Origin of the sequence: Halomonas alkaliantarctica, from assembly GCF_029854215.1 — a bacterium.
GTDB lineage: Bacteria > Pseudomonadota > Gammaproteobacteria > Pseudomonadales > Halomonadaceae > Vreelandella > Vreelandella alkaliantarctica_A.
Genome location: NZ_CP122961.1, coordinates 493931 through 509968, shown reverse-complemented (window position 1 = coordinate 509968; position 16038 = coordinate 493931). Strand labels below are relative to the sequence as shown.

The following is a 16038-nucleotide window of genomic DNA, read 5'->3' as shown; positions in this document are numbered from 1 at the left end:
GCGACGGAGGCCACATTATGAGCGAAGATCAAAAACCTCGCCGCCGCGAGCAGATTCTCCAAGCCCTGGCATTGATGCTTGAGGAAGATAGCGGCAAGCGCATTACCACAGCCGCCCTCGCCCGCCAGGTAGGCGTTTCAGAAGCGGCGCTCTACCGCCACTTCCCCAGCAAAGCGCGTATGTTTGAGGGGCTCATCGACTTTATTGAAGAGAGCATTTTTGAGCGTATAACGCGTATTTTAGCAGACGTACCCGACGCTACTACGCGCTGCGGCACCATCTTAGCGCTGCTATTAGGTTTTGCTGAAAAAAACCCTGGATTGGCCCGTGTAATGGGCGGCGACGTGCTTACCGGTGAAACCGCTCGGCTACGCCAGCGGGTTAACCAGCTGTTCGAGCGCCTGGAAACGCAGCTCAAGCAGATTCTGCGTGAAGCCGAGCTGCGTGAAGGCCTGCGCCCCACTATCCCCGCGTCTGCCGTTGCCAATTTGCTAGCGGCCCAGGCGGAGGGGCGAATTTCCCAGTATGTGCGCAGCGACTTTAAGCGCCTGCCCACCGAACACTGGGAAGATCAGTGGTCGCTGCTGTCAGCCCACTTACTGCGCGCCACGGCACAGCCCGCTTAGGCGAGCGTATTGGTGGCACAAAAAAAACCGGCTCCTTTAAAGTGAGCCGGTTTTTTTGATGCTGAAATAGCGACAAACGCTACCTTGATACTGCTTTAAGCTAGCAAGGGACGTTAAGCCACCATTGCCTCGCCCATTTTCTGACGTAGCTTTTTCATGGCATTTTTTTCCAGCTGGCGAATACGCTCCGCGCTGACCCCGTAAACATCGGCCAGATCATGCAGCGTCTCTTTGCTATCGGCCAGCCAGCGGCGCTGGAGAATATCCCGCGAGCGCTCATCCAGCCCTTCAAGGGCAAGCTGTAAACGACGCGTCGAGTCTTCCTCGAAGTTGCTATCTTCCAGTTGCGTGGCAGGGTCGGACGCGGAATCATCCAGGAAGTGCACCGGAGCTTGATAGGTGCTCTCTTCATCATCGCCTGCCGGGGCATCATAGCCTGCATCGTAAGACGACAAGCGCCCTTCCATATCGCGCACAATCTCAGGTTTAACGTCGAGATCCTTGGCGATGGCGGCCACTTCGTCGTTATTCAACCATGCCAAACGCTTCTTGGCACCGCGCAGATTAAAGAACAGCTTACGCTGGGCTTTGGTCGTGGCGATTTTAACGATCCGCCAGTTGCGCAGCACAAATTCGTGGATTTCCGCTTTAATCCAATGCACGGCAAACGAAACCAGACGCACGCCCTGGTTCGGATCGAAGCGCTTGACGGCTTTCATCAAGCCAACGTTACCCTCTTGAATCAGATCCGCTTGAGGCAACCCATAGCCCGAATAGCTTCGCGCGATATGCACCACAAAGCGCAAATGCGACAGTACCAAACGACGAGCGGCTTCCAGATCACCTTCATCATAGAGACGATAAGCGAGTTCGCGCTCTTCATCGGCTGTTAATACCGAAATTCCATTGACCGCGCGGATATAACCGCCCAGATCGCCGCCGGGCGAAAGCTGCCCCACCGGTAGAAGACTAGTGCTCATGTGCAGGTGGTCTCCCCTGTAACCCATCGTGGTTGACGTAGCACGTTATCAATAACCTATTACAAAACCGTGATACTAATTCAGTCATAAAAAGTCTGCGAAACTAAGACCCTAACGCCAGCATAAAGTTCGCAGGTTAAGCATCACCAGCCGTATCGCATTAACTGCCTAAAATCTATCAATTATCGTGGCCGAATGCTTGAGAGATGACGAGTCACCGCCAACCAGGCACCCAACCAACCTAGTAGTGTACTGCAAGATAGCAGAATTGTAGAGCCTGTCACGTCAAGTTGGGGCAAAGAGAAACTCGCTCCGTAACTGGCCGCCAGAGCGGCTACCGGCAGGGAAAGCCAGTGATTGCCCAGGCCTAACAAAGCCAGCGCCAACAGCCCACCGCCAAAACCGTACCAAGCGCCGCTATAAAGAAAAGGCCGTCGCACAAAGGCATGCGTAGCGCCAATGAGCATCACGACTTCAATTTCCCGGCGGCGACTCTCCACCGAGAGGCGAATAGTATTGCCGACCACCAGCAGCACGCCTAAACCAAACAGCGCACCCAGCGCCAGCGCCACACGTCGGCCTAGTTCCGCCAGGTTTCGCAGCCGCTCCACCCAGGCCAGGTCAAGGCGCACCTCATCAACCCCAGTGAGCGCTTCAAGGCGGGCGGCCAACTGCTGCATGGCAACCGGGTCAACGCTTTCCGGGCGCACCACCATGCTGATAGGCAGCGGGTTACTCTCCAGCCCTGCCAAGGCATCATCTAGCCCCAGCGACTGCTGGAACTCCGCCATCCCCTGCTCGGCGCTGATCAGTTGGGTTTCGAGCACGTCCGGTTCCGCGTTGACCGCCTCTTCGATACGCAGCGACTGGGCATCATCGGCGCTCAACTCCAGGTAGACCGTTAGGGTGGCGCTCTCATCAAGCTCTGCATCCAACAACCGCGCGCTGTCCAGGGTTAGCCACAGCGCCGCAGGCAGTACCAGTGCAATAGCGATCGCCAGCATGGTCAGGAGATTACCCAGCGGATAGCGTATCAAGCGCTGAAAGCTATCCCACGCCATGCTGCGGTGATGGCGACCCCATGCCCGCAGACGGCTGGAAAAGCGCGTCTGCTGTGATCTGGCGCCCCGTTGTGGGACTCGGGCTTTCTCAACCGCTGGTTTAACAGCGGCTTTGCGCGGCGTTTTTAATGCCGCACCCTGACGACGCTTGGGTGTCGTTGATGACTTCATACCGCCCCCTCATCGGCGACCAGCCTGCCGTCGCTTAAGCGCAGGATGCGGTGGCGCAGACGGGCAATCAGGGCCAAATCGTGGCTGGCGATCATCACCGTGGTACCAATCCGATTAAAGTCCTCAAACAGCGCCATGATATCCGCCGAGAGTTGGGGATCCAGGTTGCCCGTCGGTTCATCAGCAAGCAGCAGCGCGGGCTTATTAACCACCGCCCGGGCAATGCCTACCCGCTGCTGCTCGCCGCCGGAGAGTTCTATGGGCAACGCCTTTTCACGATGCAGCAGCCCCACTTTATCTAACGCGGCACGTACTCGGCGGGCGGCTTCCCGAGGCTCAACCCCTTGAATCTCCAGCGGTAGAGAGACATTGTGAAAAATGCTGCGATCAAAGAGCAGCTGATGATCCTGGAAAACCACGCCAATTTGGCGCCGATAGAATGGCACTTGGCTGGCATGCAGCTGGGCAATGTCGTGCCCTGCCACAACGACGCGCCCACGGCTAGGTTTCTCTAGGCGCATCACTAGGCGTAGTAACGAGCTTTTCCCCGCCCCGGAGTGGCCGGTAAGAAACACCATCTCGCCCCGGGCAACGCGAAAGTTAAGATGCGCCAGCGCCTCAAAGCGCCCGCCGTAGCGTTTTCCCACATGCTCAAAAGCGATCATGCGCTGGCATCGTCCTCTTGGCGGTCAAACAGCGCTTGGACAAAATCATTGGCCTCGAATGGGCGCAGATCGTCGATGCCCTCCCCCACGCCAATAAAGCGAATCGGCGTTTCCAGCTGTTTGGCCAGCGCGAAAATAATCCCGCCTTTGGCGGTGCCATCCAGCTTTGTTAGCGTGATTCCGCTGACCGGCACGGCATCATTAAAGGTGCTGGCCTGGGAAATAGCGTTTTGCCCGGTGCCCGCATCCAGCACCAGCATTACTTCATGGGGGGCGGTGTCATCTAGCTTCTGCATCACCCGGTGGACTTTTTTCAGCTCTTCCATCAGGTGGCTTTTGTTATGCAGTCGACCGGCGGTATCGGCGATCAACACATCGACACCGCGCGCGGTAGCGGCTGCTACCGCGTCATAAATCACCGAGGCACTGTCCGCGCCGGTGTGCTGGGCGATCACTGGCACCTTGTTGCGCTCGCCCCAGACTTTGAGCTGTTCGACGGCGGCGGCACGGAAGGTGTCACCGGCCGCCAACATAACGCTTTTGCCTTCGCGCTGAAAACGCTGGGTGAGCTTACCGATGGTGGTGGTTTTACCCACGCCGTTAACGCCTACCACTAAAATGACAAACGGCCCCTTGCCCGCCTTCTCAAGCACAAGCGGCTTAGCGACCGGCGCCAGCATGGTGGACAATTCTTCTTGCAGGCCACGGTAGAGCGCTTCGGGGTTGTTCAACTCTTTGCGCGAGACGCGCGCTTCCAGGCGGCCAATAATCTCGGTCGTCGCGTCAATGCCCACGTCGGCCATTAACAGCTGCGTTTCCAGATCTTCCAGCAGTTCGTCATCGATCTGTTTTTTACCTAAAAAAAGGTCGGCGATGCCGTCGGTTAAATTGGCGCGGGTTTTCCCCAGGCCTGACTTTATACGCGCAAACCAGCCTTTCTGGTCACTTTTGGTGGCCACCGGTTTCTCTTGCAAGGCGGGCGCGGGCGTCAACTCTGGCTCTGGCTCTGGCTCTGGCTCTGGCTCTGGCTCTGGCTCTGGCTCTGGCTCTGGCTCTGGCTCTGGCTCTGGCTCTGGCTCTGGCTCTGGCTCTGGCTCTGGCAAAGTTTCCGTCGCTATTGAGGTCTCTTCAACAATGTCAGTAACAACGTCAGTGGAAGTCTCGGGCGTCGCAATGTCCAGCTCATCGGCTTGTTCTGGAGGCTGCTCCTTTAACGGCTCCTCCTGCGCCTGCTTGTCTTGAGGCGCTTGTTGCGGATCTTGCTTATTCTTGCGTTTAAAAAAACCAAACATGAGTGTTACCCGACATAAATAGTGGACATTAAGGTTATGCTAACACCGTAATCCAAGACTTTGGATAAACAGCCCGCTACAATCCGTTTCATGACACGAAAACGCCCCCCTAAATCTTCTGCTCCCCGCCTTGCATCTACTCGGCGTGGCGTTCAACAACCTGGCAAACTGCGCATTATCGGCGGTGAGTTCCGCCGCCGTCAGTTGCCGATATTGGATAGCCCTGGCTTGCGTCCAACCCCAGACCGCGTGCGTGAAACGCTGTTCAACTGGCTCGGCCAACAGCTTTACGGGCAACAGGTACTCGACCTATTCGCAGGTACCGGCGCGCTGGGCATTGAAGCCGTGTCTCGCGGCGCGGCCTGGGTCGATTTTGTCGAGCGCAACCCGCGAGTAGCGGAGCAGCTGTCGACCAATCTGGCATCGCTCAACATTACCGCAAGCGCGGTGCATGTTAACGACGTTCAAGCCTACCTGACGTGCCCAGCCAAGCCCTATACGCTGGTCTTTCTCGACCCGCCCTTCCATCAGCAATTGGCCGCGCCGTGTTGTACGGCGCTGGAAAATAGCGGCTGGCTTGATAACGAGGCAATGATTTACCTGGAAACCGAGACGTCGCTCGCTCCCAAGGTGCCCACCAACTGGCTATTGCACCGCGAAACCCAGGCGGGCGAAAGCACTGCACGGCTCTATCAACGTCAAGCACCTTAAACAGCGCTTGCCGCCACGCGGCGGTGGCGTTACGCTCGCCTCATTCGTATCTACTGACAAGCCTTGCGCTTGTTTATTTGGGTGCTTTTTTTATGACCTATCATGGGTTTTCGTTTTTACACCAGGGAGAGATACATGAGTCTGGAATTATTTAATCAGCTTGAACAGAAAGTCACCGATACCGTTGATGCACTGGAAATGATGAAGTTGGAAAATGAAGAGTTGCGCGGCGAAAACGCCAAGCTGAAAGAGGAGCGCGAAGAGTGGGAGCGTCGCCTCAACAGTCTACTCAGCAAGTTTGACAGCCTCGAAACAACTAGCGCTTCGTAACTAGCTTTGCGCTACTTAGAGCACCTGCGACATGAGTAGCGCGTCTTCTCGCCCAGTGGCCCCTTTGGCCGCTGGGTAGTAGCCTTTGCGCCGCCCGTCTTCACTAAACCCGCAGCGCTGGTAGAGCCGGATAGCACTAAGATTACCCATTCGCACCTCTAGCAGCAGTCGCTCGCTGGACCAGCCTTGCGCAGTAGTAAACACCGCTTCCATCAACGCCAGACCCGCGCCATTTTGACGACGCTCGGGTAAAACCCCAATGGCTTGCAGCTCCGCCTCAAACGGCAGTCGCGCTAAAATGGCGTACCCTAACAGTTGCTCATCCTGCCACCAGCCCAACACGCAAGTGTCCTGGCTACCCAACGCTGCAAGCATTTGCGTATCAGAAGTGCCACTTTGCGCCTGTCGCTCAAGCGCAATCAGCAGGGCCAGGTGCTCAACGCTGAGTTCAGTGATCATCAGTTATCTGCTTAGCGTCGGCCACCCACAGCTGACCTAGCGCCTGCAACGCTGGCCAGAGGTCGCGCTTACTCTGGCTGCCGTCGAGGAGCGACTCAAGTGGTGGGCCCTGCCATAAGGGCAGCGAAAGCGTTTGGCTTTGACCTTCAGCCACGTTGAGTATGCGATCCAACGGCGCTTGCTCATCGCCTGAGTTGGTATCGGGCTCGACTTTCAACTCACCCCACCACAGTAATCGCTCTAACTGCCATCCCCGTCGGCTCGCGCTTCCGGCAATAAATGCCGCTAAGCCCTCGCGGGCTTCATCCAGCGGGTCCTCCACGGCAAAGGCATTGGCCATTTGCGGCCAGATGAAGTGGCTCGCTTCAGGCAATGCTCCCCGCTGAATGCCCGCGGCCTGTAACAGGTTAGCCAGCAGCTGCTGCTCAAGGGGACTCATCTTGCCTGCCTGCAGTACCATCCAGCGGCCCTCAAGACAGACACATGAGAGCTCGAACTTAAGGGGTTTGGCTGGCGTGGATGGCGCCGCTTCCACGCCAGGCGTTGACGCATCCGGGCTGGCAAGCGCTGGCTTCTTATGACCCGGCTTGTCCTGACGTTGCTTGTCTTGGCCCAGCAGAGCCCGCACCGCCGAGGGTGAGGCAATGGTTTCGCCAGAAGCCTGTGGGTCGGAAGATTGAAGTTCCGGCGCTTGAGGTTTGGACGTTTGACGCCTGGGCGCAGGGGCGTCGTCCAGCAACGCCTGCAGCCGCTCGCGAGGTGGTGTAGGAGCGGGCGCCGAATCCTCCCACTCGCAGGCCTCGGTAGGCAGCGCATTAGGCAGCTGGTATTTAGCGGCCCACGCGGTAATCCCCATGGCGTCCAGATAATGGCGCCGAGTAACTTCCTGGTTCACTTCCCGCCGCCACGACAGTTGGGGGAATTCGGGCGTTCACCGCCCCGCGCCTGCCATTCGCTGGACGTATAAAGATGCAGCGCTAAGGCGTGCACCGGGCCAGATAGCTCATCGGCCAACAGCGCATAAATTTGCTGGTGACGCTTCACCGGCATCATACCGTCGAAGGTGTCACTCACTAGCGTCACTTTGAAGTGGGTCTCAGAGTTAGCGGGCACGTTGTGCATGTGGCTTTCGTTCTCAACCTGCAGCACGTCCGGCGCGAGTGCCGCTAACTTCTGCTCAATCTGTGTCTGCAGCGTCATAAGGTTCTCCTTGAGAGATCACAAACCGTTTTATTGTACGCGCTTACTGGCCTGCCGACGATGCCCGGCGGGCGTGTAACGCGCGCCTTGCCAGCGGCATACGCGCCACACTTGCCAAGAGTGCCAGCAGCGTGGTCGCCGCCCCCAGCCAGAGCGTTACTTGAACTGGCCAGCCTAGCGCCAGCGCAGCACCGACTAGGGCTACGCCAAACGACTGCCCCACGGTACGCGTGGTGCTCATGACGCCAGAAACGTTGGAACTGCGCTCCGGCGGCAAACTGCCCATCATTTCGCGATTGTTGGGCGGCTGGAACAAGCCAAAACCAATGCCGCATAGCGCGGTGCGCCAAAGACTTCCCGCGACCCCGGTCGATTCATCGACTAGCGCCAGCGCAACCAAGCCAATGATAAGGAGGCCGAGCCCACTGCTAGAGAGAATACTGGGGTTAATACGGTCAGCCAAGCGTCCGGCGATGGGGCCAACCAACATAATGGCCAGCGGCCAGGGGGTGAACAGCCAAGCGGTTTCCAGTGGCGAAAAGCCCATCTGCTCCTGGTAGAAAAACGACAGCGCTACAAAGGTAAGCCCTTGACCAATAAAGGCAAGCCCAGAGGCAGATACCGCTAGCGTAAAGCGCTTTTCAGCAAATACGCTAAGCGGCAGCAGCGGATAAGGTGCGCGACGCTGACGCGCGACAAACCCGACGCAGGCCAATACCGCCAACAGCGCCCAGCCACCGCTTTGCCAAATCGGCGCGGCGTGGCTTAAGGCGTCCATGGCAATAAAGAAGCTGGCCAGCATAACGATTGAGAGCAGCGCCCCAGCGACATCAAAACTACCTTTGCGCGACTCTTCCCGGGGCAGTGCACGCTTGGCGAGCCATAGCGAACAGAGACCCAGCGGCACATTCAGCGCAAACAGCCAGGGCCAGTCGGCAAAGGATAGGATCACACCGCTTAGCGTGGGTCCTGCCGCGTAGCCACCGGCCACCACCAAGGCACTTAAGCCCAGGGCGCTGCCCAATAGGCGCGAGGGGAAAATGGCGCGATAGAGCGATGGACCAATCGATAGCGTGGCCGCGGCGCCTAGCCCCTGAAAGGCACGGAACACCAGCAACGTTTCTAAATTACGCGATAGCGCTGCCCCCAGTGCGGCAGCAACAAAGGTGGCCAACCCAAACAGGTAAAGCCTGCGTCGTGTGATTAACTCACTAATGCCCGCAAATACGAGCAAAAAAGCCGCGCAAACGACCTGAAACAGGTTGGTAATCCATACCGCTCGGGACGCCGAAACATTCAAATCAGCGGCGATAGTGGGCAGCGCCAGATTGATCATGGTGGTGTCGACCACCGCCATCAAGGTGCCGGTCACCAGCGCCAGCACGGCAAGGGCACGTTCAGGCCCAGGCAGGCCATCGTCGCCGGGGCGGGTTTCAAACAGTCGCATGCAAGCGTTCCTAGGCAGGAGAGATATTCAACGAAACGGCCAACGCGAAACGATCAAGGACACTGCTTTAAAAGCCACTGCTTCTAAAGACACAGCGTTAAAAACGATGAAACCGGCCTAAGCCGGTTTCGAAATACGCTACTTAACAGTGTGCTATCTAGCTGTTACCAGCCAAACGCGCAGGCAAACACTGGGCTTACGTAATACTGGTCTTACTTAGTACTAGGCTTGCCTAAATACTAGCACGCTAACGGCTAGTCCTGCTCGCTATCGAGTAGTAGTGCATCATCGACTTCTGAAATCTCTAGCGCCGTTTCGTCGTCCAGATCAATGGCCAGGTAGCTGTGCTCGACGCGCACAAATTCCTGGAACAATGCCCAGTCCAACTTGTCCGGCCACTGACGTTCGTCCTCTTCCCAAGCGCGCAGCTCAGTCTCGAGAATTTCCACGTAGCGGTCGCGCACAAACGTTTCCAGCGCTTCCGGGGTATCCATCTCTGGAATCAGGTAAATGGTACTTTCACGTTCGACGTCGTCCAGGGTCAGGTCGTCGTCTCCCATGGTGGGTTCCAGCGCGTTGATCCAGTCCACAAAGGGCTGGGTCGGCCTGACGCTCAGTGCGGAGCGGTTAAGCAGTTTCATGGGATTCTCCTCGCCGTCGAAACGTTGACCATTATGGGCGCTATAACGCGCCCTTACCAACTTTTCATCCGCTATCTTAGCGTGTTAGTCCACTTCGGGGCGCATCGCCGGGAACAGCAGGACATCGCGAATCGAGGCGCTATCGGTGAAAAGCATTACCAGGCGGTCGATGCCGATGCCTTCGCCAGCGGTGGGGGGCATGCCGTACTCCAATGCACGCACGTAATCCGCGTCGTAATACATCGCTTCCAGGTCACCGGCATCTTTTTCCGCTGACTGGGCACGGAAGCGCTCAGCCTGGTCTTCAGCGTCGTTGAGCTCCGAGAAGCCGTTGGCAATTTCGCGCCCACCCACAAAGAACTCAAAGCGGTCAGTGACGAACGGATTAGCGTCATTACGCCGCGCCAGCGGACTCACTTCAGCCGGGTATTCGGTGATAAAGGTCGGCTGGTCGAGCTTATGCTCAGCAACCTCTTCAAATATTTCCGTTTGCACCTTACCCAGGCCCCAGCTCTCTTTGACCTTAATGCCGAGTTTCTCTGCAGTTGCCCGCGCCGCTTCCAGAGAATCCAAATCGCTGTCGGCGATGCCGTCACCATGATCAAGAATCGCCTGACGCAGCGTCAAACGGGTAAACGGCTTACCGAAATCGTAGCTGGCGCCCTGATACTCGATGATGGCGCTACCGAGCACTTCTTCAGCGGCGGTGCGCAGCATGGCTTCGGTCATATCGAGCAGGTCGCGGTAGTCCGCGTACGCCCAGTAGAACTCCACCATGGTGAATTCTGGGTTGTGGCGCGTGGATAAACCTTCGTTGCGGAAGTTACGGTTAATCTCGAACACTTTTTCAAAGCCGCCTACCACCAAGCGTTTGAGATAAAGCTCCGGCGCAATACGCAGATACATGTCGATATCCAGCGCATTGTGGTGGGTAATGAAGGGGCGCGCCGCCGCACCACCGGGGATCGGCTGGAGCATCGGCGTCTCTACTTCCATAAAACCGCGCGCTTCAAAGAAGCGGCGCATGGAGCTGATGACCGCTGCACGGGTTTCAAACACCTTGCGCGACTGCGGATTCATGATCAGATCCACGTAGCGCTGGCGATAGCGGGCTTCCATATCGGTGAGACCGTGAAACTTATCCGGCAGTGGGCGCAGGCTCTTGGTGAGCAGCTGCGCCTCTTTCATCATCACATACAGATCGCCCTTGCCGGATTTATGCACCGGCCCGTGGGCGGCGACGATGTCACCGATATCCCAGCTTTTAACGTCTTCCAGCACGTCGGCGGGCAGGCCTTTTTTATCAACGTAGAGCTGGATTTGCCCGGCCACGTCCTGAATGACGATGAAGGGTCCACGTTGACGCATCACACGACCGGCCACCGCGGCGTGGTGATCCAGCGCTTCTAGCTCGGCCTTGTCTTTATCGCCAAAGGCATTTTGCAGCTCGACGGTTAAGCTGTCGCGGCGAAAATCATTGGGAAACGCACTCTTTCCCTGCTCAGCGGCGCGCTCACGGCGAGCAGTCAACTTGGCACGGCGCTCGGCGATCAGGTGGTTTTCGTTGTCTGCAGGAGACGCGTCTTGGTTAGCCATTGGGCACCCTGTTCATGTTCAAACGCTAAAAAGATTACAAACCTTGTTTCAAGCTGGCGACGATAAATTGATCAATATCCCCGTCGAGCACTTTATCGCAGTTGCTGGACTGCACGCTGGTGCGCAAATCCTTGATGCGCTGATCATCCAGCACGTAAGAACGAATCTGACTGCCCCAGCCGATGTCAGCCTTGGAGTCCTCGGCCTCCTGCTTGGCAGCGTTGCGCTTTTGCATCTCGTGTTCCCACAACCGCGCTTTCAACTGCTTCATGGCAAAATCGCGGTTGGCGTGCTGGCTGCGCTGCCCCTGGCAGGCCACCACGATACCGGTCGGCTCGTGGGTAATCCGCACGGCCGAATCGGTGGTGTTAACGTGCTGACCGCCCGCACCGCTAGAGCGGTAGGTATCAACGCGCAAGTCCGAGGGATTAATCTCTACCTCGAAACTGTCGTCAATTTCCGGGGACAGAAATACCGAGGCAAAGGAGGTATGCCGACGGCCACCGGAATCAAACGGGCTCTTACGTACTAGCCGATGAACGCCGGTTTCGGTACGCAGCCAGCCGAAGGCGTAATCGCCCTGGATATGCACGGTGGCCGACTTAATGCCCGCCACTTCGCCCGCAGAGATTTCGGTGATATCGGCTTTGAAGCCGTGGCTCTCCGCCCAGCGCAGGTACATGCGCAGTAAAATATTGGCCCAATCCTGGGCTTCGGTGCCACCAGAGCCGGACTGAATTTCCAGGTAGGCGTTGTTCTGATCCATTTCACCGGAGAACATACGCCGAAATTCTAGCTTTTCTAACGCCGCCTGCATGCTGTCCAGCTCTTTGCACACTTCTTCGACGGTGCCTTCATCCTCTTCCATTTCAGCCAGTTCTAGCAGATCCCGGCTATCGCCAAGGCCCTGTTCAAGGTCATCAATGGTCGCCACTATGGCTTCGAGGGAGGCGCGCTCTTTGCCTAACTTCTGCGCGTAGTCTGGATCGTTCCAGACATTGGGGTCTTCCAGTTCGCGGGTGACCTCTTCTAGCCGATCTTTCTTCTCGGCATAGTCAAAGATACCCCCTAAGAACGTCTGTCCGCTCAGACAGGTCCTTGAGCTGGTTGTGAATCGGATTGGTTTCCAACATGGGATCGCCCTAGCTTGGTCTACTCGGATCGTACAGAGGTGTATCGATCAGAAAAGCGCATAGTGTAACCAACTTGGCTGCCAACAACCATGCAGGCCTGCCCCGCGTAACGTCCCCAGTATCGAAATTGTGCATAGCTGCATGTTTAATTTCTTATAGACGCCTGCTTTTCACCGATGCTAGTAATTAACTAGCACTCAAGCAGTCAAACAATCGTATTAAAATAATTATGGAGGGATCAAAATGCTAAAAACTCGCGTTCTCATGGGCTCAATGACGTTGGCCCTAAGCTTCGCCGCACCGCTCCAAGCGGACACACTGCGCTTAGCGATTATGGGTGAACCAGCCTCTCTAGATCCGCATAAAATTAGTGGCACCTGGGAAAACGATGTAGTGGGCGACCTTTTTGAAGGCCTTGTCACTGAAGCAGCCGATGGGTCGCGTATCCCCGGCGTTGCAGAGTCTTGGGAAATCTCCGATGACGGTACCGTATACACCTTCACGTTGAGAAGCGACGCTAAATGGTCAGACGGAGAGCCAGTGACCGCCGATGACTTTGTGTTTGCGTTTCAGCGTATTTTGGACCCCGCCACCGCTGCTAATTACGCCTACCTGCTTTACCCGATTAAAAATGCCGAAGCTGCCTATGCTGGCGAAGTAGAGACCAGCGAGCTGGGTGTAAAAGCCATCGACGCGACCACGCTGCAGATTACGCTAGAGCGCTCAACGCCTTACTTTTTAGATCAACTTTCTCATTACACCGCCTACCCGCTGCCACGCCACATAGTGGAAGAATACGGCAATGAGTGGTCTGGACCGGACAATATGGTCTCCAACGGTGCTTTCCAGCTAGAAGACTGGCAGTCGCAGACGCGTATCACGGCAACGCGCAACCCCAACTTTCACGACGCTGACGAGGTAGCGCTGGACGAAATTGTTTACTTCCCTATTGAAGAGCGCAACACAGCGCTCAATCGTTTCCGCGCGGGAGAGATTGATATCGCCCGTGAATTCCCCACCCAGCAGTATAAATGGCTGCAGGAGAACCTGCCGGAAGCGGTTCAAGTAGCGCCCTATCTAGGCATCTACTACTACGCGTTTAATGCCCGTGATGGCCATGCGACTGCTGACCCGCGTGTCCGTGAAGCGCTTAGCCTAGCGGTTAGACGCGAAGTGATTACCGACCAAATACTCGGCACAGGCGAAGTGCCTGCTTATAGTTTTGTACCTCCGAATGTCAGCCATTATCAGGCTCCCAGCGTCGACTTCGCCGATCTTTCTCAGGATGAGCGGCTAGAACGTGCCCGTGAGTTGCTGAAAGAGGCAGGCTACGGTCCGGATAACCCGTTAGAACTCATGCTGCGCTATAACACCAGCGAGGATCACCGCAAAGTCGCTATTGCTGTGGCCGCCATGTGGAAACCTCTGGGCATTGAAGTTGAGCTTTATAACGCCGAGGTGGCCGTTCATTACGCCGATATCCGTCAAGGCGATTTCGACGTTGCTCGCGCAGGCTGGATTGGTGACTACAATGACGCGCAAAACTTTTTAAGCCTATTGGAAAGCAATGTATCGAATAACTACGGCGCCTATAGCTCGCCTGAATTTGATGCGTTAATGAGCGAAGCGGCGAATACCCAGGATCTAGATGAGCGCGCCGAACTAATGGCCGAAGCGGAAACTATCGCATTAGAAGATAGCGCTACATTGCCCATTTATTACTATGTATCGCGCAACCTGGTCAGCCCCGATCTCGTCGGCTGGGAAACCAATATCGAAGATATCCATCGTTCACGCTGGATTAGCTTTGATCGTTAATACCCTTCAATGCGTTGCCCTTAACTACGCCATATCGCCGTTACATCCTCGGGCTGTTAGCCCGAGGAGCGAGGCCTGACCATGCTCAGCTACACCCTAAAACGTTTACTCCAAGCGATCCCGACGCTGTGGATCGTTATTACCCTATCGTTCTTTTTGATGCACTTGGCGCCCGGCGGTCCCTTTGACGGCGAGCGCCAACTCCCTCCCGAGATAGAAGCCAACATGATGGCGGCATACGGCCTGGACAAGCCTGTCTGGGAGCAGTACATCACCTACATGGGAAACCTGCTCCAAGGCGACCTTGGCCCTTCTTTTAAATACAAAGACTTCTCGGTCACTGAGCTTGTGGTGCAAGGCTTTCCAGTCAGCCTTGAACTCGGCCTGTGGGCGATTGGCTTGGCGCTACTGGTCGGCATACCCATGGGAGTGATCGCGGCGCTCAAACGCAACTCAAGCGTTGACTATCTGGTGATGGGAACGGCGCTGGCCGGTGTGGCTATCCCTAATTTTGTGATCGCCCCACTGCTGGCCCTGGTGTTCGGTGTATTTCTGGCGTGGCTACCGGTAGGCGGCTGGAACAACGGTCACTGGAGCAATATGGTGCTGCCGGTGGTGGCACTGTCGATTCAACAGATTGCCTACATTGCCCGTATGATGCGCGCCAGTATGATCGAAGTGCTGGGCAGTCACTTCATCCGCACCGCCCGCGCAAAGGGGCTAAGCGAGAGCGAAGTAATTTTGCGTCATGCCCTGCGACCATCAATGCTACCGGTCATTTCCTACTTAGGCCCCGCCATTGCCGGCATTATTACCGGCTCTGTAGTGATCGAACAAATTTTCGGCATCCCCGGAATTGGCCGCTACTTTGTCCAAGCGGCGCTTAACCGTGACTACACCCTGGTGATGGGCACCGTGGTGTTTTATGGCGCCCTGATCGTCCTACTTAACCTACTGGTCGATTTACTCTACTCGGCACTGGATCCCCAGATTCGTTATGACAATGACTAATACCCTGTCGTCCACGCCGATCGCCAGCAATAGCCTAGGCCGTGAAGCGTGGCGACGACTCCGCCAAAACAAAGCGGCCTTGGTCAGCCTCGTGCTACTCGCCGCGATTACCCTCGTTTGCCTACTCGGCCCCTGGCTAACGCCCTGGGCACTCGATGAAGTGGACTGGAACGCCTTTTTAACACCGCCAAGCATTGAGAGTGGCCACCTAGCGGGCACCGATGCCAACGGCCGTGACCTGCTGACGCGGGTATTTCACGGTGGGCAAATATCGCTTTCGGTGGCGATTGTCGCCACTTTCGTTTCCCTAGTCATCGGCGTGCTGTATGGCGCCATTGCTGGTTACTTCGGCGGTCGAATCGACAACCTGATGATGCGCTTTGTGGACATCATGTACTCACTGCCGTTTATGTTTATGGTGATCCTGCTCATGGTGGTATTCGGGCGCAATATCCTGCTGATCTACGCGGCCATTGGTGCAGTGGAATGGCTTGATATGTCGCGTATCGTGCGCGGGCAGGTACTGGCATTAAAACGCCGCGAGTTCGTCGAGGCCGCCCATGCGCTTGGCGTGAGCAGCTTTAAAATAGTCACACGCCATCTGATTCCGAATGCCATCGGGCCCGTGATCATCTACGTCACTCTCACCGTGCCTAAGGTGATTTTGCTGGAAAGTTTTCTGTCCTTCCTGGGTCTCGGCGTTCAAGAGCCATTGACCAGTTGGGGAGTGCTGATCAGCGAAGGCAAAGACATGATGGAAACAGCGCCCTGGATGCTGATTGTTCCTTCTATATTCCTAGCCACCACGCTGCTGTGCTTAAACTTCCTGGGTGACGGTCTGCGCGACGCTCTTGATCCCAAAACACGTTAACAAACGACGCGTTAATAAAGGCAAGG

17 protein-coding genes are annotated in these 16038 nt (G+C 56.4%); 6 read left to right on the top strand and 11 right to left on the bottom strand.

The window, feature by feature from the left end; translation table 11 throughout:
• Positions 1-17 precede the first annotated feature (17 nt).
• Entirely contained in the window at positions 18-626 is a 609-nt protein-coding gene (slmA, locus tag QEN58_RS02315) for a nucleoid occlusion factor SlmA (protein ID WP_280105568.1), read from the top strand.
• A 113-nt stretch (positions 627-739) separates the two neighbouring features.
• Here the strand turns inward: slmA and rpoH are convergent, their stop codons facing one another.
• The 4 genes from rpoH to ftsY form a co-directional block, all read right to left on the bottom strand.
• The gene (gene rpoH, locus QEN58_RS02310) at positions 740-1606 is read right to left on the bottom strand and encodes an RNA polymerase sigma factor RpoH (protein WP_280105567.1); all 867 of its coding nucleotides are present in this window, start codon (positions 1604-1606) and stop codon (positions 740-742) included.
• A gap of 182 nt (positions 1607-1788) precedes the next feature.
• Positions 1789-2838, bottom strand: a complete 1050-nt coding sequence (ftsX, locus tag QEN58_RS02305; RefSeq protein WP_280105566.1) for a permease-like cell division protein FtsX — start codon at positions 2836-2838, stop codon at positions 1789-1791.
• Positions 2835-3503 (bottom strand): cell division ATP-binding protein FtsE, encoded by a 669-nt coding sequence (ftsE, locus tag QEN58_RS02300; protein WP_071695259.1) that lies wholly within the window; start codon positions 3501-3503, stop codon positions 2835-2837. The genes ftsX and ftsE overlap by 4 nt, the downstream gene beginning before the upstream one ends.
• Complete coding sequence (ftsY, locus tag QEN58_RS02295; protein ID WP_280105565.1) at positions 3500-4795, bottom strand: signal recognition particle-docking protein FtsY; 1296 nt, start codon at positions 4793-4795, stop codon at positions 3500-3502. The genes ftsE and ftsY overlap by 4 nt, the downstream gene beginning before the upstream one ends.
• Positions 4796-4885: 90 nt before the next feature.
• Between ftsY and rsmD the strand changes: the two genes are divergently transcribed.
• Together rsmD and zapB are read left to right on the top strand one after the other, a co-directional pair.
• The gene (rsmD, locus tag QEN58_RS02290; protein ID WP_280105564.1) at positions 4886-5506 is read left to right on the top strand and encodes a 16S rRNA (guanine(966)-N(2))-methyltransferase RsmD; all 621 of its coding nucleotides are present in this window, start codon (positions 4886-4888) and stop codon (positions 5504-5506) included.
• Positions 5507-5641: 135 nt separating this feature from the next.
• Entirely contained in the window at positions 5642-5836 is a 195-nt protein-coding gene (zapB, locus tag QEN58_RS02285; protein ID WP_133730983.1) for a cell division protein ZapB, read from the top strand.
• 15 nt (positions 5837-5851) lie between these two features.
• Here zapB and rimI read toward each other — a convergent pair whose 3' ends face one another.
• The 7 genes from rimI to prfB all read right to left on the bottom strand — a co-directional run bounded on the left by rimI (position 5852) and on the right by prfB (position 12312).
• Positions 5852-6295 carry a ribosomal protein S18-alanine N-acetyltransferase gene (rimI, locus tag QEN58_RS02280; RefSeq protein WP_280105563.1) on the bottom strand — a complete coding sequence of 148 codons (444 nt, stop codon included), beginning with the start codon at positions 6293-6295 and terminating at the stop codon, positions 5852-5854.
• Positions 6285-7190 carry a hypothetical protein gene (locus tag QEN58_RS02275; protein WP_280105562.1) on the bottom strand — a complete coding sequence of 302 codons (906 nt, stop codon included), beginning with the start codon at positions 7188-7190 and terminating at the stop codon, positions 6285-6287. Before QEN58_RS02275 ends, rimI begins: the two co-directional genes overlap by 11 nt.
• A complete protein-coding gene (locus QEN58_RS02270) occupies positions 7187-7495 on the bottom strand; it encodes a BolA family protein (protein WP_280105561.1) in 309 nt (102 codons plus the stop codon). Before QEN58_RS02270 ends, QEN58_RS02275 begins: the two co-directional genes overlap by 4 nt.
• A gap of 43 nt (positions 7496-7538) precedes the next feature.
• Positions 7539-8942, bottom strand: coding sequence for an MFS transporter (locus tag QEN58_RS02265; RefSeq protein ID WP_280105560.1), 1404 nt, complete (start codon positions 8940-8942; stop codon positions 7539-7541).
• 254 nt (positions 8943-9196) lie between these two features.
• Entirely contained in the window at positions 9197-9583 is a 387-nt protein-coding gene (locus tag QEN58_RS02260; protein WP_022520220.1) for a hypothetical protein, read from the bottom strand.
• Between the two features lie 84 nt (positions 9584-9667).
• On the bottom strand, positions 9668-11179 hold the full coding sequence (gene lysS, locus QEN58_RS02255) for a lysine--tRNA ligase (protein WP_280105559.1): 1512 nt from the start codon (positions 11177-11179) through the stop codon (positions 9668-9670).
• 34 nt (positions 11180-11213) lie between these two features.
• A protein-coding gene (gene prfB, locus QEN58_RS02250; protein WP_341870833.1) for a peptide chain release factor 2 occupies positions 11214-12312 on the bottom strand; the annotation gives its coding sequence in 2 pieces (ribosomal slippage) (positions 11214-12236 and positions 12238-12312; 1098 coding nt in all).
• Positions 12313-12555: 243 nt separating this feature from the next.
• On the opposite strand from prfB, the gene QEN58_RS02245 reads away from it, so the two are divergent.
• From QEN58_RS02245 to QEN58_RS02235, 3 genes are all read left to right on the top strand, one after another.
• Positions 12556-14130, top strand: coding sequence for a peptide ABC transporter substrate-binding protein (locus QEN58_RS02245; RefSeq protein ID WP_280105558.1), 1575 nt, complete (start codon positions 12556-12558; stop codon positions 14128-14130).
• 81 nt (positions 14131-14211) lie between these two features.
• Positions 14212-15141 carry an oligopeptide ABC transporter permease OppB gene (gene oppB / locus QEN58_RS02240; protein ID WP_280105557.1) on the top strand — a complete coding sequence of 310 codons (930 nt, stop codon included), beginning with the start codon at positions 14212-14214 and terminating at the stop codon, positions 15139-15141.
• Positions 15128-16012, top strand: a complete 885-nt coding sequence (locus tag QEN58_RS02235) for an ABC transporter permease (protein WP_280105556.1) — start codon at positions 15128-15130, stop codon at positions 16010-16012. Before oppB ends, QEN58_RS02235 begins: the two co-directional genes overlap by 14 nt.
• The last annotated feature ends 26 nt before the right edge of the window (positions 16013-16038 follow it).

Excerpts from the sequence above, each read along its gene's own strand:
- lysS (WP_280105559.1), bottom strand. The coding sequence starts at position 11,179 with ATGGCTAACCAAGACGCGTCTCCTGCAGACAACGAAAACCACCTGATC.
- QEN58_RS02235 (WP_280105556.1), top strand. The coding sequence starts at position 15,128 with ATGACAATGACTAATACCCTGTCGTCCACGCCGATCGCCAGCAATAGC.
- ftsX (WP_280105566.1), bottom strand. The coding sequence starts at position 2,838 with ATGAAGTCATCAACGACACCCAAGCGTCGTCAGGGTGCGGCATTAAAA.
- ftsE (WP_071695259.1), bottom strand. The coding sequence starts at position 3,503 with ATGATCGCTTTTGAGCATGTGGGAAAACGCTACGGCGGGCGCTTTGAG.
- QEN58_RS02270 (WP_280105561.1), bottom strand. The coding sequence starts at position 7,495 with ATGACGCTGCAGACACAGATTGAGCAGAAGTTAGCGGCACTCGCGCCG.
- rimI (WP_280105563.1), bottom strand. The coding sequence starts at position 6,295 with ATGATCACTGAACTCAGCGTTGAGCACCTGGCCCTGCTGATTGCGCTT.
- QEN58_RS02265 (WP_280105560.1), bottom strand. The coding sequence starts at position 8,942 with ATGCGACTGTTTGAAACCCGCCCCGGCGACGATGGCCTGCCTGGGCCT.
- oppB (WP_280105557.1), top strand. The coding sequence starts at position 14,212 with ATGCTCAGCTACACCCTAAAACGTTTACTCCAAGCGATCCCGACGCTG.
- slmA (WP_280105568.1), top strand. The coding sequence starts at position 18 with ATGAGCGAAGATCAAAAACCTCGCCGCCGCGAGCAGATTCTCCAAGCC.
- zapB (WP_133730983.1), top strand. The coding sequence starts at position 5,642 with ATGAGTCTGGAATTATTTAATCAGCTTGAACAGAAAGTCACCGATACC.
- rpoH (WP_280105567.1), bottom strand. The coding sequence starts at position 1,606 with ATGAGCACTAGTCTTCTACCGGTGGGGCAGCTTTCGCCCGGCGGCGAT.
- rsmD (WP_280105564.1), top strand. The coding sequence starts at position 4,886 with ATGACACGAAAACGCCCCCCTAAATCTTCTGCTCCCCGCCTTGCATCT.
- QEN58_RS02260 (WP_022520220.1), bottom strand. The coding sequence starts at position 9,583 with ATGAAACTGCTTAACCGCTCCGCACTGAGCGTCAGGCCGACCCAGCCC.
- ftsY (WP_280105565.1), bottom strand. The coding sequence starts at position 4,795 with ATGTTTGGTTTTTTTAAACGCAAGAATAAGCAAGATCCGCAACAAGCG.
- QEN58_RS02245 (WP_280105558.1), top strand. The coding sequence starts at position 12,556 with ATGCTAAAAACTCGCGTTCTCATGGGCTCAATGACGTTGGCCCTAAGC.